This is a genomic window from Streptomyces sp. 8N706, assembly GCF_052245415.1.
Classification (GTDB): domain Bacteria; phylum Actinomycetota; class Actinomycetes; order Streptomycetales; family Streptomycetaceae; genus Streptomyces.
Window position 1 is genome coordinate 31816 of record NZ_JBQQBW010000015.1, and the last position, 14185, is coordinate 46000.

Here is a 14185-nt window from a genome sequence, read left to right on the forward strand (position 1 = left end):
GCGCCGTAGGGCCTCTTCTCAGCGGCCGGGCCAGTGGGGACGGCGCACCAGGCTGATCCACTCGTGGTCGTAGTGGCCCGGTACGGCTCTGCCCTCCGACTCCCAGCTCTCGATCAAGGCGGCGTAGATCGGCGCGTCCGCCGGCCGGGGAACCGTTTCGCCCTCCGCCGGCCGACTCAGCGGCCTGCGCCGCCCCGCGGCCGGTCTGAGTTGCATCGCTGTCACAGTCAGCCAACGCGCCGCCCGCGCCCGGGTCACCTTCCCGGCCGCGCACTCACCCGCACCGGCGGAGCCTCGCACACGCCATCGAGGCCGCATGGCCGCAGGGCGGACCCGTCCCGCACCCGGAGGGCTGGGCCGGGAAACCGGAGGCGACCGCACCGCGAGCCCGGGCTTCGCAGGACTGCCATGATGCTGTAACACGGGCCCGTTGACCTGCTCCGGGGCACGCTGCCAGCATCGGCGCATGGCCTCATTCCTCTGTTGTACGGGCCGCTGAGACTCCGGGGATCTGTCCCTCCGGACAGCCCCCGTGGCGCGACGCCCGGTAAGCCCGCCGGAATCCATCACGCCGGTGTTGCCGTCCGGGCATCCCCTGAAGCGTGGGCGGCGCTCCGCCCCGCGACGAACCCGAGCCGGGGCCGCCCCCACGGCCGCCCGGCCCCCTGATCAGGGCCGCCTCCCTCGTCCGGCCGTCGAGGCCCGGGCCATGGCACCCCCTGTTGTGCCGCTGCCTTCCCGTCACCCTTGCCCTCCCACCACCGGAGCTGCTTCGCCATGACCGCACCCGCACACCCCACCGTCGACGTCGTCAAGATCGCCGGGAACATCGGAGCCGAGATCAGCGGAGTCGATCTCGCCGCCGACCTCGACGACGGCACGGTCTCCCTGATCCGCGGCGCCCTGCTCGAGCACAAGGTCGTCTTCTTCCGCGGGCAGGACCTCGACACCGCGTCCCACGAGCGTTTCGCCCGCCGCTTCGGCACGCCCACCGTCGCCCACCCCACGGTCCCGGCGCTCGACGGCGCACCCGCCGTCCTCGACCTGGACTACGGGCGGACGACCAGCCGCGCCAACCACTGGCACACCGATGTCACCTTCGTCCAGCGGCCCCCGCTCGGCTCGATCCTGCGCGCCGTCACCATCCCCCCGTACGGCGGCGACACCGTCTGGGCCAACACCGCGGCCGCGTACACGGACCTGCCGGCCGAACTGCGCGAACTGGCCAACCGGCTGTGGGTGGTGCACTCCAACCAGTACGACTACGCGGCCTACAAGCCGTCCGATGACGACGAGGCCGCACGCCGGCACCGCCAGGTCTTCACCTCGATCGACTTCGAGACCGAGCACCCGGTGGTGCGCGTCCATCCCGAGACGGGTGAACGCGCGCTCGTCCTCGGCGGCTTCGCCGGTCGCTTCGTCGGCTGGACCGCCGAGGACTCCCGTGAGCTGCTGCGTCTCTTCCAGACGCATATCACCGCTCTGGAGAACACCGTTCGCTGGCGCTGGGCGCCGGGTGACGTCGCCTTCTGGGACAACCGCGCCACCCAGCACTACGCGGTCGCCGACTACGGCACGCTTCCGCGCCGGGTCCAGCGGATCACCCTCGCCGGTGATGTCCCGGTGTCCGTGGATGGATCCCCCAGCCGGGCCGTGAGCGGCGACGACACCGCGTACAACACCGACCTCGTGCATCCGGCCGACGAGCGGTAGTCCGGCTCACCCGGTACCGGGTGCGGTAGGCGGGGTCAGCGTCCCGCGCTCCCGCCACCGGGGACGACGAACACCACGCTCGACCGGGGCCCGGTGCCGGTGGCGCTCTGTCCGGGGTCCAACGCGGGCCCCGGACGTCCGCCGCAGTCCGGATCGGGGAACAGCTCCGCGCGCTGCTCGCTCCCGTTGCGGAAGGCGGTCGCGGTACCGGCGGTCCCGAGGGCGTAGCAGATTCCGGTGCGCGGGGTGTCGAGGGACTCGGTGAGCTCTCCGGGGCCGTAGACGAAGGACAGCGAGGGCGAGGACCGCGGTGCCGCGGCGTCCGGTACCGCGCCGGGGGCGGCTGCTCCGCCGTCGGCGGGAGCCGTGAGCCGGGCGACGGCGAGAGCCGCCCCGAGGATGCCGGCGGCGGCCGCGAGGGACATCGGAGTGCGCATCGCATTCATAAGGGGATATTTCAGTTCATGTTCGCCGAAGGCAACCGCACTGCCGCAGGTGGTGGCCGGGCTTGCCCTCACTTCCGCAGAGGCCGCTCCTGTCGGAGGGGTCTCCCAACGACGCGCGACACCGCCCGTCCGGCTCCGGTCGCGGCGCACTGACGGCTCATCGGCAGTCGGCGGGGCCGTCGGAGACTGACGCTCCGTCGGCCCCGCGAGCCGTCGGCCGCACCGTAGGGGCGGGTCGGGCGCCTGGCGGTGGAGGGAGCGGTCCCCGGGACCGCAGTCGCGCCCGGCGAGGGCTGGACGGGGGATATGACAACCGGGTCGTCACACTCTTTTGGGGGAGGACGGCGGGTGATGCGGGGGTATCGCCCGTGCGGGCCGGAGTCTGGACACAGAACTGGACACCTGGACACCAGTGGTGAAAGGACTCTCCATGGCTCTGTCTCAGGCTCTTGGGGCCACCCATCTGGCCGTTGACCTCGGAACGTCCTGCACCAGGGTGAACGGGCCCCGGGGCGTCCGCTTCCGTGGCGCCTCGGTCCTGGCGGTGGACACCCGCACCGGCAAGATCATGGCGGTCGGCGATGCCGCCAAGCGCATGGCCGGCCGTACGCCACCGGCCATCGAGACGATCTCGCCCATCCGCCGTGGTGTGATCACCGACTTCGACGCGGCCACCCGGCTGTTGTGGCACGCCCTGGGGCAGCAGCACCGCGGACGGCTGCGGTCCTGGCTGCCGCCCCGCGTGGTGGCAGGCGTACCGGCGCAGGCCACCGAGGTGCAGAAGAGCGCTGTGGAGGAGGCCTTCCAGTTCGCCGGGGCCCGCTCGGTCCGCCTCGTCCCCAAGGCCACACTGGCCGCCATCGGCGCCGGGGTCCCGGTCTGGGACGCGACCGGGACCATGGTGGTCGACATCGGTGCGGGGACGACCGAGGTCGCCGCCTTCGCGTTCGGCAACATGGTGGCGGCGGAGTCCACCACCACCGCCGGTGACGCTTTCGGAGCGGCCATCAGCGGCTATCTGCAGCGGGAGCACGCGCTGGCTCTCAGCGCCGAGGCGGCCGAGGCTGTCAAGATCACCCTCAGCCGGGCGCTGGCCGCCGGACGGAACACCTGCCTGGAGGTGCGCGGCCGTGACCGGGTCAGCGATCTGCCCAAGTCCGCCATGATGTCGGTGGGCGAGCTGTTGCTGGTCGCCGCTCCGGAGGTCAAGCGGATCGCCGCCACCGTCATCAGTGTGGTCGGCCACTGCCCCGCGAGCGTCGCGGACGACATCATCGAACGCGGACTGGTGCTCACCGGCGGGGGAGCGCTGCTGGGCGGTCTGGCCGAGCAGTTGGGCCGGATGGTGGGGATGTCGGTCCACCTGGTGGATTCCCCGTTGCTGTCGGTGCTCGAGGGCGCCGTACGGTGTGTGGCCGACTCCGCTCCGTCGGGCCAGCAGCCGCTTCTGGCCCCTATGTGACCCCATATGGCCGACACCACGTCATATCGGCAGCCGTTACGCCAACCTGACGACTTATCGGATTGTCGTCCCGGATGGAGCAGGAACTCGCGGCACAGGCCGCACACCGTTCCTACGGTGCAGATATGGACATGAAGGCTGGACTGAAGACGCGGATCGCCGCGATGACCGTCGCCGCCGGGAGCCTGGTACTCGCCTGCCCGGCGGTGCCGGCGCATGCGGATGGCGAGGGGCAGCACCACGGCCGGACCGCCTCGGTCGGCGGGCCGAGGCTGAGCCGCCCCGGTGTGCAGGTCCTGCGGAAGCCCGGGGCCCCGCACCTCCCCTCGGACCTCTCGGCCCTGTCGTGGATGGTTTCCGACGCGGATACGGGGAAGGTGCTGGCGGCTCATAACGCGCACCGCAGGCTCCCCCCGGCGAGCACGCTGAAGACGCTGTTCGCGGTGACCGTGCTGCCGAAGCTGCCGCAGCAGGTGCTCCGCAAGGTGACCGCGACGGACCTCGCCGGGGTCGGCGAGGGCAGCAGCCAGGTCGGCATCCGGCCGGGGAAGAGCTACACCGTCGCGGACATGTGGCGCGGGGTGTTCCTCAGCTCGGGCAACGACGCCGTCCACGCCCTGGGGGCGATGAACGGATCGATGCCCAAGACGATCGCCCAGATGAAGGCCAAGGCCCGCGCGCTCGGCGCTCACGACACCCGGGTGGTCTCCGCCGACGGATACGACGCCCCGGGACAGGTCTCCTCGGCGTACGACCTGACGCTCTTCGCCCGTGCGGGTCTGGCCCGGCCCGACTTCGTCCGCTACTCCTCCACCGCGGTGGCGCGCTTTCCGACCGGCCGGAAGCCGAACGGCAAGGCGACCGGTTACTTCCAGATCCAGAACACCAACCGGCTGCTCGTCGGCGCCCCGGGTCTCGACCGGTACCGCGGCCTGATCGGGGTGAAGAACGGTTACACCAGCCATGCCGGCAACACTCTGGTGGCCGCCGCCCGCCGCGGCGGGCGGACGCTCGTGGTCACGGTGATGAATCCCCAGTCGGGCGCCTTCAACGCCGTTTACCACGAGGCCCGCTCCCTGCTCGACTGGGGATTCGCGGCGTCCGGCAAGGTCTCTGCCGTCGGCACGCTGTACGGCCACCGCGGAGGTGCCGCGGCGAAAGCCGTGCACCGGCCGGTCAAGGACGCCGGGACCGCCGTCAGCCATGCGGCGGCCGTCGCCGTACCGGACGACAAGCCGCCCACGGTCTGGTTCGCGTCGGTCACGGGCGCCCTGTTGCTAGGTGGTACGGGCTGGGTCCTGTACCGCCGGCGGCGCACCTTCGGCGGCCGTTGGCTCTGAGGTCCGGGCCGCGCCGGCCTCGCTCGGCGGGCGCCGCGGCCCCGCGCGTACGAGCGGGGCCCTCGTCCGCGTCGGCCAAGGTTGGCCCCGCTCGCCGCCCTGCACGGCCCCCCACCTACCGCTGGTTGGGGGAACGGAGGCTGAGGGAGTGCCCCGGTTGCGGTGCCCGGACGGCCGAGCAAGCCCTCCCCTTGGCCTTCGGCATGGGGGACCCCAGAGGCCGGTCCGGCGCCTCGCAACGATCGCAGCAGGTCATCTCGCTACCGGGCAGCCTTGACTGACGCGGCACCGGCGGGGAAGTCGTCGTGTCAATGAGCGCACCACAGGACGGCGGCGCCACCGGGCAGCGCGCCGATGACAGCACGACCAAGGTGACGGTCTTCGTGGCACTGGCCGCCAACCTTGTCATCGCCGTGGCCAAGGCGGTCGGCGGGGCCCTCGCACACTCACCGGCCCTGCTCTCGGAGGCCGCGCACTCCGTCGCCGACAGCCTCAACGAGGTCTTCCTGCTGGCCTCGCTGAAGCGCAGCAAGCGGAAACCGGACGCCGACCATCCCTTCGGCTACGGCAAGGAGCGGTACTTCTGGTCCCTGCTCGCCGCCGTCGGCATCTTCGTCATGGGAGGCTGCTTCTCCTTCTTCCAGGGCATCGAGGCCCTGCGGTCCACCGGTACTGGCGAGACCCGCGGCGGTTATGCGGCCGGGCTCGCCGTCCTGGGGGTGGCGCTGGTCGCCGAGGGCACCTCCCTGGCCAAGGCGCTGCTCCAGGTCCGCGGCCAGGCGCGGCGCGAGGGCCGGGGTATGCTCCGGCAGCTCAGGGCGGGGATGGATCCCGCGCTGCGTACGGTCCTCGCGGAGGACAGCACGGCCTGTCTCGGCGTGGTCCTGGCCATCGTGGGCATGGGCCTGCACATGGCGACCGGGAAGGTGGTCTACGAGGCGTGGGCCTCCCTGCTCATCGGCGGGCTGCTGGTGTACGTGGCGTACCGGCTCGGCGCGGAGGCCCGTGGGCAGCTCATCGGCGAGGCCGTGGACCCGCAACTGCGCCACGCCATCCGTGAGTTCCTGGAGTGGCAGCCGGAGGTCGACACGGTGACCACGGTGCTGACGATGCGGCTGGGCCTGGAGGACACCCTGGTGGCGGCCCGTATCGACCTGGTGGCGGGGCTGGACAGCGAGGAGGTCGAGGAGGTCTCCGAGCGCATCAAGGAGGCGATGCGGGAGAAGCTTCAGGTGCAGGGTCAGATCTTCCTCGACATCACCGAGGCCTCGGCGGCGGACCGACTCCGCGCACGGCGGGAGCGCCAGGCACTCGAGCGGGCCGCACACGCGGGGACGGAGCCGGCCGAGCGGAACGGAACCGCAGGCCCCTGACCATGGCAGGGCCGCTCCGGCCGGGCTCGCCGCGGGCCGGCCCGCCGCTCCGTCCGCTTGCGGCCCGCGGGAGCTGATCTGCCGGTTCCGCCGGTTTCGCTGGTTCAGACGGCGGGTCAGACTCCCGGCCGGTCCCGCGGAATCCGCTCCAGCAGCGTCCGCATGTCGTCCGCGTGCTCCTCCTCCTGCGCCAGGATCTGCTCGAAAATCCGGCGCGTGGTCGGATCACCGGAGCCGATCCACTGGGCGATCTCCGTGTACGCGGCGATCGCGACACGCTCCGCCACCAGATCCTCCTTGATCATCTCCAACAGGTCGGCGCTGGCGTCGTACTCGGCGTGCGCCCGCCGGGTCAGCGTGTCCGGGTTGAAGTCGGGTTCGCCGCCCAGCTGGACGATGCGCTCGGCCAGCATGTCGGCGTGCTGCTCCTCCTCCTGGGAGTGCTGGAGGAATTCGGCGGCGACCGGCTCGGAGTAGAGGCCGGTTGCGGTGTAGTAATGCCGCTTGTAACGGAGTGTGCACACGATCTCGGTGGCCAGAGCCTCATTGAGGACCTGGACCACCCGGCCCAGATCCGCGCCGTACGCGTCGGTCACCGGGCCCTTGCCGATCTCATTGCGGGCCCGGTCCCTGATGGTCCGGATGTCGGTGAGGAACTCTGCCATGTCTGCAACCGCCTTTCTCGGTGCCGAGCAATCGCCGTGCTTGCTGCGGTTACCCGATGCGTCCGGATTGCACGCCCCTGTTCCCGCGGTTCAGCCGGGCGGCCGTATCGGGCCCGCCGACCCTGCCGAGCCCTGCCGCCCCGTCGGCGAACACCACGATGGTCCGGCTCGAACCCCTGTGACCGGCGCGGTGCTTGAACGCCTCTCCAGGTGCGGGTGTGGTCCGGCCCGTGACCTCAGGACGTGTCGTCCTTCGGGGAACTGCCCGCCGGCTTCTCCAGCGCGACCGGTGGAAGGTGGTCGCCCACGAGGGTCCGGGCCCACCAGTCCCCGCTCTCCCGCCGCTCCTGCCGCGTGGTGAACCGGTAGGTGTAGATCCGTGCGCGGACATGGGTGGGCGGGGCGTCGGGAAAGGGGTTGGAGCGCAGAAGCCGCAGCGTGGCCGGATCGTTCTCCAGCAGCCTCTCGACGAAGGGCAGGAACCACGAGCGCGAGTAGGCCGGCGACAGCGCGGCGAACCACATCAGCCAGTCGAGCCGCAGATGATAGGGCGCGAACTGGGGCGGCAGCCGTGCGGGGTCGCCCGGCTTGCCCTTGAACTCGTACTCCCGCCACACGGTGTCCGGCGTGACCACCGGCTCGTCGGTCCCCTCGACGACCACCTCGCGGCGGGTGCGGCTGATGGAGCCGAACGCGCCGTAGGTGTTGACCAAGTGGAACGGGTTGAAGGACCGGTTCATCTGCTGGTGGCGGGAGACCAGATTGCGCGCGGGCCAGTAGCTGAGCACCACGACCAGAGCAGTGGCCGCGATCACCACGGCCTCGAACCAGCCCGGCGCCAGGGCGAGCGCGGGTGGCTCGGGCAGCCCCAGTACGTCGGCGGCCGCCTCACCGTCGATCGCGGGCACCGCGAGGATGATGGTCAGCCAGTTCAGCCAGGCGAAGTTCCCCGACAGTACGAGCCAGAGCTGGGTGACGATGATCCCGCCCGCGGCGATGCTCGCCACCGGCTGCGGTGTGAACAGCAACACCGGCAGGCCGAGCTGGGCGACATGGTTGGCAGCGACCTCGACACGGTGCAGCGGCTTCGGCAGATGGTGGAAGAACCAGCTGAGCGGACCCGGCATCGGCTGGGTCTCATGGTGGTAGTGGAGACAGGTCAGATCGCGCCAGCAGCGGTCACCACGAATCTTGATGAGCCCGGCGCCGAACTCCACGCGGAAGAGGAGCCAGCGCAGCAGCCACAGCACGAGGACGGGCGGCGCTGTGCGCTCGTTACCGAGGAAGACCGCGAGAAAGCCCGCCTCGAGCAGCAGCGACTCCCAGCCGAAGCTGTACCAGGTCTGGCCCACGTTGACGATCGACAGATACAGCACCCACAGCAGCGCCCACATCAGCATCGAGCCCCACAGCGGGACCGCGTCGGCCGCCCCGCCCAGCACCGCCGCGGAGAGCGCGGCACCCGTCCACGCGAGGGCGGCGAAGAGGCGGTCGGAGTAGCGGAAGTGGAAGACGCTGGGCGACTGGCGGAACGGCACCCGCTCCACGAAGTACGGCACGGGGAGCATCCCGCGCTCACCGATCAGGGCCCGGAACTGGTTCACGGCGGTCAGAAAGGCGACCAGATAGACGGCGGCGAGGGCCCGCTGGAAGACCAGTCGGCTGAGCCAGTAGTCGGAATCGGTGAACCACTCCATGCCGGCTGCTCCTCGGACCGCGTCCTCCGATGGGCCATGTCCCTACCACCCGTACCCCGGTGGCGAAGCTCGATGGTGGGGCAGGAGGGCGTACTTCATCCGCTCGGCGGCGGAGGTCAGGGGGTCGGTCAGGTGGAGGACGCCGACTTCTCGTACTCCTTGAGGACCTCCTCGGTCAGGCCGTCCATGACGAGTTCGCCCTTCTCCAGCCACAGCACCCGGTCGCAGGTGTCCCGGATCGACTTGTTGTTGTGGCTGACCAGGAAGACCGTGCCCGCCTCCTTGCGCAGTTCCCGGATGCGCTCCTCGGAACGCTTCTGGAACTTGCGGTCCCCCGTGGCCAGCGCCTCGTCGATCATCAACACATCGTGATCCTTGGCCGCCGCGATCGAAAAACGCAGCCGCGCCGCCATCCCCGAGGAGTACGTCCGCATCGGCAGCGAGATGAAATCGCCCTTCTCATTGATCCCCGAGAAGTCCACGATGCCCTCGTACCGGTCCCGGATCTCCTCACGCGACATCCCCATCGCCAGACCGCCCAGGATCACATTCCGCTCACCGGTCAGATCGTTCATCAACGCCGCGTTCACCCCCAGCAGCGAGGGCTGACCATCGGTGTAGACCCTCCCCCGCTCCGCCGGCAGCAACCCCGCGATCGCCCGCAGCAGCGTCGACTTCCCCGAACCGTTCGAACCGATCAGACCGATCGCCTCCCCCCGGTACGCCGTGAACGTCACCCCCCGCACCGCATGCACCTCACGCACGCCGGATCCGCTCCCGCCCCGCCCGACCATCCGGGCCAGCGCCGCCGTGGCACTGCCCTTCCCCCGGGGGCCGCCATGCACCCGGTACACGATGTGCAGATCGTCAGCGATCACGGTGGGGACCCGTGCCTCGGGGGTACCGCTCTCTTCAGCCACGGCCGTAGCGCTCCTCCGCCTTCCAGAAGTACACGAACCCGCCGATACCGATCACCAGCGCCCAGCCCGCGCCCAGCGTCCACGCGTACGGGGGCAGCTGTCCCGACTGCCGGAAGCTGCCGATCAGAGCGAACCGCATCAGATCGATATGGATCGCGGCCGGATTCATGTCCAGCAACCACTGTACGAAGCCGGGGACGCGCCTGCCCGCGGTGAGGTGGCCGATGCTGAACATCACCCCGGACGCGTACATCCACGCCCGCAGCGTGAACGGCATCAGCTGTGCCAGATCCGGCAACCGGCTGCCGATCCTGGCCATGAACAGCGCGAGTCCGGCGTTGAACAGGAACTGCAGCAGCAGCGCGGGGGCGGCCAGCAGCCAGGCGAGATGCGGCCTCTCGCCCCACCCCAGCACGAGGGCGAGCAGGACCACCATCGAGTACAGCAACTGCTGCAGTTGCGTCAGACACAGCGCGATCGGCAGCGAGGCCCGCGGAAAGTGCAGCGCCTGTACGAGCCGAAGGTTCCCCGAGATCGCCCGTGTGCCCGCCAGCACCGAATTCTGCGTGAAGGTGAAGACGAACACTCCCGTCACCAGGAACGGCACGAAATCCTCCACGCCGTGCCGGGTCCCGATCAGCACGCCGAAGATCAAGTAGTACACCGCCGCGTTCAGCAGCGGCGTCACCACCTGCCACCACTGTCCCAGTCGAGCCTGGCTGTACTGGGCATGCAGCTTCGCCCGCGAGAAGGAGACGAGGAAATGCCGCCGCCCCCACAGCCGGCCGACGTACTCCGGCAGGCCCGGCCGAGCGCCGCTCACCGTCAAGCCGTACTGGGCTGCCAGGGCGGCGGGGGATCGGTCCATGGTGTGCGCTCCCGTGAGTCAACGACAGAACGCAACCGTCCCGTCGTTTCGTCAAGCTAGGCCATCTCTGCGACGCAACGCAACCGTTTCGTCGTGGCGCGGGTAGAGTGAGCGCATGCCACCAGTGGACAAGCCGATCACCCGCCGCGTCCCCGCCGGAGCCGCCGTCCTCCAGGAGGACGTCACCGCGGCGATCCGGGCCGCGGTGTTCCAGGAGCTCGCCGCGGTCGGATACGGGCGGATGTCCATCGAGGCCGTCGCCCGCCGCGCCGGAGTCGGCAAGACCGCGGTGTACCGCCGCTGGCCGTCCAAGCTGCAGATGGTGATCGGGGTGGTGTCCGCCGTGGCGATCCAGGACACGCCCGCACCCGACACCGGCAGCCTCCGCGGCGATCTGCGGGCCCTGCTGGGATCGACGGCACAGGCCCTGCGGCACCCCCTCGCCTCCCAGATCGTGCCCGACCTGCTGGCGGAGGCTGCCCGCAACGGTGAGATCGCGCACACCCTCCAGTCCGCCCTCATCAAAGCCCAGGAGAGCGTGGGCGGCGCGATCGTACGCAGCGCCGTCGCGCGGGGCGAGCTGCCCGAGGACACCGACGTCAGGTTCGCTCTGGACACGGTCATCGGCCCTCTCTACTGGCGGCTGGCCGTGGTACGCACCCCGCTGCCCGACCGCTATCTGGACCGTCTCGCCCGGACCGCCGCGGCCGTCCTGGAAGCCGACCGGGCCTCCTGACCCGAGCAGCGCCCCCGCCGGTCCCGGGTGACCCCGGGCTCCTGGCTGTCCGTCCGGCTTCGCCATGGCAGGCACGGGACGACAGTTCAGGATGCCGTCGACGGTCGAACATGGGTCCAATGGGGGTACCAGGTGTACGTCCACCCGGCGACGCCTGGCAGTGGCGTTCGGAGGCGAGGAGGCACTCGGCCATGACTACTGCGCCCCGGTTTCTGCGGTCCCTTCCGGTCGCCTACCGCGATCGTCTGATGGAACTGGCCGAGGAGGTGTCCTTCCCTCAGGACGCCCGGATCTTCGAAGAAGGGGGGAAGGCGGCGGGGTTCTGGGTGATCCGCTCCGGCGCCGTCACCCTCGACCTGAGCCTGTCGAGCCGGCGGCGAGCGACCGTCGCGACCTTGGGGCCGGGCGATCTGCTGGGGTGGTCGTGGCTGTTCCCCCCGTATGAATGGGACTTCGGCGCCGAGGCGCTGAGCCCGGTCCGCGCCTACGTGTTCGACGGGGACGACGTACGGGATCTGTGCGACGAGGACCCCGCACTCGGCGTCGTCCTGATGCGTACCTTCGCGGAGATCCTCGCCCACCGGCTGCAGACCGCCCGGACCCGGCTGCTCGAACTCTCCCCGTACTCCGCGACGTAGCCGGGCTGTCGTCGGCCGTGGAAGGGCGGGCCGGAAGCGGTCGGCTCCCGGACGGGCACCGGACGCGGCTTCCCGGGCGACGGAGCGGCAAGGCGGCTGCCCTTGCCCGCGAGGCCCTCGATGAGCTCGAACTCCGCGCCCGCGAGGACGACTTCGCCGCGCTGCTGGCGTAGCCGTTCCCGGGCCCGGCACAGAGGGTCCTCGGCGGGGCCCGAGGGGGCCCGGGGCGACGAGCAGGGGTAACGGATGTGTGGATGCGTACGGCCCGGGTACACGGCTCATCGTCCAGCCACGACATACGACATGGGAGGGCGTAGTGAGCATCACGGCATCCACCGGTTCGGTCGACCTTGAGCTGAGCGAGACCTCGCAGGCAGCTGAGACGACGCTCGCGGGCCTGCCGTGGATCGAGGACGCGACCCAAGTGGCGCCTCAGGACGCCCGGGCGCTGTCGAAGATCTTCTTCGACCGTCTGGCCGAGCTGGAGGAGGGCACCCACGAGTACCAGTACGCCCGCAACACACTGATCGAACTCAATCTGTCGCTCGTGCGGTTCGCCGCCGCGCGCTTCCGCAACCGGGCCGACGAGATGGAGGACATCGTCCAGGTCGGCACGATCGGCCTGATCAAGGCGATCGACCGGTTCGACCTGTCGCGCGAGGTGGAGTTCACCACCTTCGCCGTCCCCTACATCGTCGGCGAGATCAAGCGTTTCTTCCGCGACACCAGCTGGTCGGTGCACGTACCGCGCCGTCTCCAGGAGCTCCGGCTGGAACTCGCCAAGGCGACCGACGAGATGTCCCGCACCCTGGGCCGGACGCCGACGACCGCGGAGCTGGCCGAGCATCTGCAGCTGAGCACCGAGGAAGTCATCGAGGGAATCGTCGCGAGCAACGGCTACGCCGCCAGCTCCCTCGACGTCCCGGTCGACGAGAATTCCGACAACGGCGGTGGCACCTACGCCGACCGACTGGGCGATGTGGACCCCGCCATGGAGGGTGTGGAGAACCTGCAGACCCTCAAGCCGCTCATCGAAGAGCTCGGTCCCCGCGACCGGAAGATCCTCCAGCTGCGGTTCGGTGAGGAACTGACCCAGGCGGAGATCGGCGCCGAGCTCGGTGTCTCCCAGATGCATGTGTCACGACTGCTGTCGAAGGTGCTGGCCCGGCTGCGGGCGGGACTTCTGGCCCAACCGTGAGCCCGTAGCGGTGAACCGTATCGCCCGGGCCTGAGCCCGTGGAACGGACGCCTGGCCACAGGAAGCACAGGTGCGCCCCCTGGCGGCCGGAGGTGAACGGCCGCCCAGGGGGTGCCGGTGCCCCGGCCGCCGGACCGTTCCGGAAGCGGCGGCTGCCCGCCGTGCCCAGGCACGGCGGGAACCCGCCGCTACGCGCTACCCGCCGTGCCCCGGCGCGGGTTCGGCGCGCAGCCAGATCGCACGTACGGTCTTCCCCTTGGGCTGGTGGAGAACCTCCACGCGGGTGGCCAGCCGCTGGACCATATGCCACCCGAGCCCGCCGCCACCGGTCATGTCCGGTCTGCGCGCGGTGGGGAGGACATCGCTGGCGTCGTCCAGCTCGACCACGAGCCGGCTGCGGAACGCCTGGACGCGCAGCCGCCACCAACCGGCCGTGTGCTGGGCGGCGTTGCTCACCAGCTCCGACACCACCAGCATCACGGCATCCAGGTCCGCCCAGGGGCAGACCTTGGTCAGGAAGTCGGCCGTGGCGTGCCGTGCCCGGGCGCTGTCCGTCTCATCGGACTCCATCACTACCATGCGTTTTCGCCTCCTCCGTTCCCCGACGTCTGCCCACCGACTGCCGTTCCATGAATGTCCTTTCGGCGCCATGCTCATACGGCTTCCGGGAGCCCGGAGCAGGCCGGAGCAGCCCAGCAGCCCGGAGCGGCCCGGAGCAGCGGAGCTCAGGGTGCGGCACGGGGGGCGGGCTGCGCGGTGTGCTCGTCGGGGTGCTTCCGGGACAGCGCCGACGGCCACCAGTTCCAGCGGCCGAGCAGGATGACCGCGGCGGGCACCAGAAGCACCCGGACCAGGAAGGTGTCCAGCAGGATGCCCATGGCGATCGCGCCGCCCAGCTGCTTGATCTCCTCCGTCGCCCCGTCAGCGCGGAGACCCCGAACGTGGCGGCCAGGATCAGCCCGGCCGAGGTCACTGTCGTACCCGTGGCGTGCAGCGCCAGGGCGACGGCCCGCCGCAGGGGCAGCGTGCGGGCCTCCTCCCGGATGCGGCTCGGCGGACGGCGAACGCGCCGATCGCATGCATGAAAGCGTGCAAGGCTGCCTCCTGCGGCGGAGGCCCCAGACCGTCC

15 protein-coding genes are annotated in these 14185 nt (G+C 70.6%); 7 read left to right on the forward strand and 8 right to left on the reverse strand.

Annotated elements, in window-relative coordinates:
• Nucleotides 1-18: 18 nt before the first annotated feature.
• Complete coding sequence (locus tag ACTWQE_RS08685; protein ID WP_443328247.1) at nucleotides 19-216, reverse strand: hypothetical protein; 198 nt, start codon at nucleotides 214-216, stop codon at nucleotides 19-21.
• A gap of 561 nt (nucleotides 217-777) precedes the next feature.
• Here ACTWQE_RS08685 and ACTWQE_RS08690 point away from each other — a divergent pair.
• Nucleotides 778-1713: a TauD/TfdA dioxygenase family protein gene (locus ACTWQE_RS08690; RefSeq protein ID WP_443328248.1), complete on the forward strand. Its 936-nt coding sequence runs from the start codon at nucleotides 778-780 to the stop codon at nucleotides 1711-1713.
• A gap of 35 nt (nucleotides 1714-1748) precedes the next feature.
• Here the strand turns inward: ACTWQE_RS08690 and ACTWQE_RS08695 are convergent, their stop codons facing one another.
• A complete protein-coding gene (locus tag ACTWQE_RS08695; protein WP_443328249.1) occupies nucleotides 1749-2159 on the reverse strand; it encodes a hypothetical protein in 411 nt (136 codons plus the stop codon).
• Nucleotides 2160-2589: 430 nt separating this feature from the next.
• Here ACTWQE_RS08695 and ACTWQE_RS08700 point away from each other — a divergent pair, with 430 nt between their 5' ends.
• The 3 genes from ACTWQE_RS08700 to ACTWQE_RS08710 all read left to right on the forward strand — a co-directional run bounded on the left by ACTWQE_RS08700 (nucleotide 2590) and on the right by ACTWQE_RS08710 (nucleotide 6334).
• A complete protein-coding gene (locus tag ACTWQE_RS08700; RefSeq protein WP_443328250.1) occupies nucleotides 2590-3621 on the forward strand; it encodes a rod shape-determining protein in 1032 nt (343 codons plus the stop codon).
• Between the two features lie 125 nt (nucleotides 3622-3746).
• Nucleotides 3747-4961: a D-alanyl-D-alanine carboxypeptidase family protein gene (locus ACTWQE_RS08705; protein ID WP_443328251.1), complete on the forward strand. Its 1215-nt coding sequence runs from the start codon at nucleotides 3747-3749 to the stop codon at nucleotides 4959-4961.
• 311 nt (nucleotides 4962-5272) lie between these two features.
• Entirely contained in the window at nucleotides 5273-6334 is a 1062-nt protein-coding gene (locus ACTWQE_RS08710) for a cation diffusion facilitator family transporter (protein WP_443328252.1), read from the forward strand.
• Nucleotides 6335-6450: 116 nt separating this feature from the next.
• Here the strand turns inward: ACTWQE_RS08710 and ACTWQE_RS08715 are convergent, their stop codons facing one another.
• The 4 genes from ACTWQE_RS08715 to ACTWQE_RS08730 form a co-directional block, all read right to left on the reverse strand.
• Nucleotides 6451-6999 carry a ferritin-like domain-containing protein gene (locus tag ACTWQE_RS08715; protein WP_443328253.1) on the reverse strand — a complete coding sequence of 183 codons (549 nt, stop codon included), beginning with the start codon at nucleotides 6997-6999 and terminating at the stop codon, nucleotides 6451-6453.
• Between the two features lie 236 nt (nucleotides 7000-7235).
• Nucleotides 7236-8696 (reverse strand): lipase maturation factor family protein, encoded by a 1461-nt coding sequence (locus ACTWQE_RS08720; RefSeq protein ID WP_443328254.1) that lies wholly within the window; start codon nucleotides 8694-8696, stop codon nucleotides 7236-7238.
• A gap of 128 nt (nucleotides 8697-8824) precedes the next feature.
• Nucleotides 8825-9616, reverse strand: coding sequence for an ABC transporter ATP-binding protein (locus ACTWQE_RS08725; protein WP_443328255.1), 792 nt, complete (start codon nucleotides 9614-9616; stop codon nucleotides 8825-8827).
• Complete coding sequence (locus tag ACTWQE_RS08730; protein ID WP_443328256.1) at nucleotides 9609-10484, reverse strand: ABC transporter permease; 876 nt, start codon at nucleotides 10482-10484, stop codon at nucleotides 9609-9611. The genes ACTWQE_RS08725 and ACTWQE_RS08730 overlap by 8 nt, the downstream gene beginning before the upstream one ends.
• Before the next feature lie 115 nt (nucleotides 10485-10599).
• Between ACTWQE_RS08730 and ACTWQE_RS08735 the strand changes: the two genes are divergently transcribed.
• The 3 genes from ACTWQE_RS08735 to ACTWQE_RS08745 all read left to right on the forward strand — a co-directional run bounded on the left by ACTWQE_RS08735 (nucleotide 10600) and on the right by ACTWQE_RS08745 (nucleotide 13056).
• Nucleotides 10600-11220 (forward strand): TetR/AcrR family transcriptional regulator, encoded by a 621-nt coding sequence (locus tag ACTWQE_RS08735; protein ID WP_443328257.1) that lies wholly within the window; start codon nucleotides 10600-10602, stop codon nucleotides 11218-11220.
• A gap of 191 nt (nucleotides 11221-11411) precedes the next feature.
• On the forward strand, nucleotides 11412-11858 hold the full coding sequence (locus ACTWQE_RS08740) for a Crp/Fnr family transcriptional regulator (protein ID WP_443328258.1): 447 nt from the start codon (nucleotides 11412-11414) through the stop codon (nucleotides 11856-11858).
• Between the two features lie 322 nt (nucleotides 11859-12180).
• Complete coding sequence (locus ACTWQE_RS08745; RefSeq protein ID WP_443328307.1) at nucleotides 12181-13056, forward strand: RNA polymerase sigma factor SigF; 876 nt, start codon at nucleotides 12181-12183, stop codon at nucleotides 13054-13056.
• Between the two features lie 195 nt (nucleotides 13057-13251).
• Here ACTWQE_RS08745 and ACTWQE_RS08750 read toward each other — a convergent pair whose 3' ends face one another.
• On the reverse strand, nucleotides 13252-13635 hold the full coding sequence (locus ACTWQE_RS08750; RefSeq protein ID WP_443328259.1) for an ATP-binding protein: 384 nt from the start codon (nucleotides 13633-13635) through the stop codon (nucleotides 13252-13254).
• A gap of 146 nt (nucleotides 13636-13781) precedes the next feature.
• Nucleotides 13782-14135, reverse strand: coding sequence for an MMPL family transporter (locus ACTWQE_RS08755; RefSeq protein ID WP_443328260.1), 354 nt, complete (start codon nucleotides 14133-14135; stop codon nucleotides 13782-13784).
• Nucleotides 14136-14185: the final 50 nt, after the last annotated feature.

Bases quoted from the DNA above. Each gene is read 5' to 3' on its own strand.
- ACTWQE_RS08685 (WP_443328247.1), bottom strand. From the start codon at position 216: ATGCAACTCAGACCGGCCGCGGGGCGGCGCAGGCCGCTGAGTCGGCCG.
- ACTWQE_RS08690 (WP_443328248.1), top strand. From the start codon at position 778: ATGACCGCACCCGCACACCCCACCGTCGACGTCGTCAAGATCGCCGGG.
- ACTWQE_RS08695 (WP_443328249.1), bottom strand. From the start codon at position 2,159: ATGAATGCGATGCGCACTCCGATGTCCCTCGCGGCCGCCGCCGGCATC.
- ACTWQE_RS08700 (WP_443328250.1), top strand. From the start codon at position 2,590: ATGGCTCTGTCTCAGGCTCTTGGGGCCACCCATCTGGCCGTTGACCTC.
- ACTWQE_RS08705 (WP_443328251.1), top strand. From the start codon at position 3,747: ATGGACATGAAGGCTGGACTGAAGACGCGGATCGCCGCGATGACCGTC.
- ACTWQE_RS08710 (WP_443328252.1), top strand. From the start codon at position 5,273: ATGAGCGCACCACAGGACGGCGGCGCCACCGGGCAGCGCGCCGATGAC.
- ACTWQE_RS08715 (WP_443328253.1), bottom strand. From the start codon at position 6,999: ATGGCAGAGTTCCTCACCGACATCCGGACCATCAGGGACCGGGCCCGC.
- ACTWQE_RS08720 (WP_443328254.1), bottom strand. From the start codon at position 8,696: ATGGAGTGGTTCACCGATTCCGACTACTGGCTCAGCCGACTGGTCTTC.
- ACTWQE_RS08730 (WP_443328256.1), bottom strand. From the start codon at position 10,484: ATGGACCGATCCCCCGCCGCCCTGGCAGCCCAGTACGGCTTGACGGTG.
- ACTWQE_RS08735 (WP_443328257.1), top strand. From the start codon at position 10,600: ATGCCACCAGTGGACAAGCCGATCACCCGCCGCGTCCCCGCCGGAGCC.
- ACTWQE_RS08740 (WP_443328258.1), top strand. From the start codon at position 11,412: ATGACTACTGCGCCCCGGTTTCTGCGGTCCCTTCCGGTCGCCTACCGC.
- ACTWQE_RS08750 (WP_443328259.1), bottom strand. From the start codon at position 13,635: ATGGTAGTGATGGAGTCCGATGAGACGGACAGCGCCCGGGCACGGCAC.
- ACTWQE_RS08755 (WP_443328260.1), bottom strand. From the start codon at position 14,135: ATGCGATCGGCGCGTTCGCCGTCCGCCGAGCCGCATCCGGGAGGAGGC.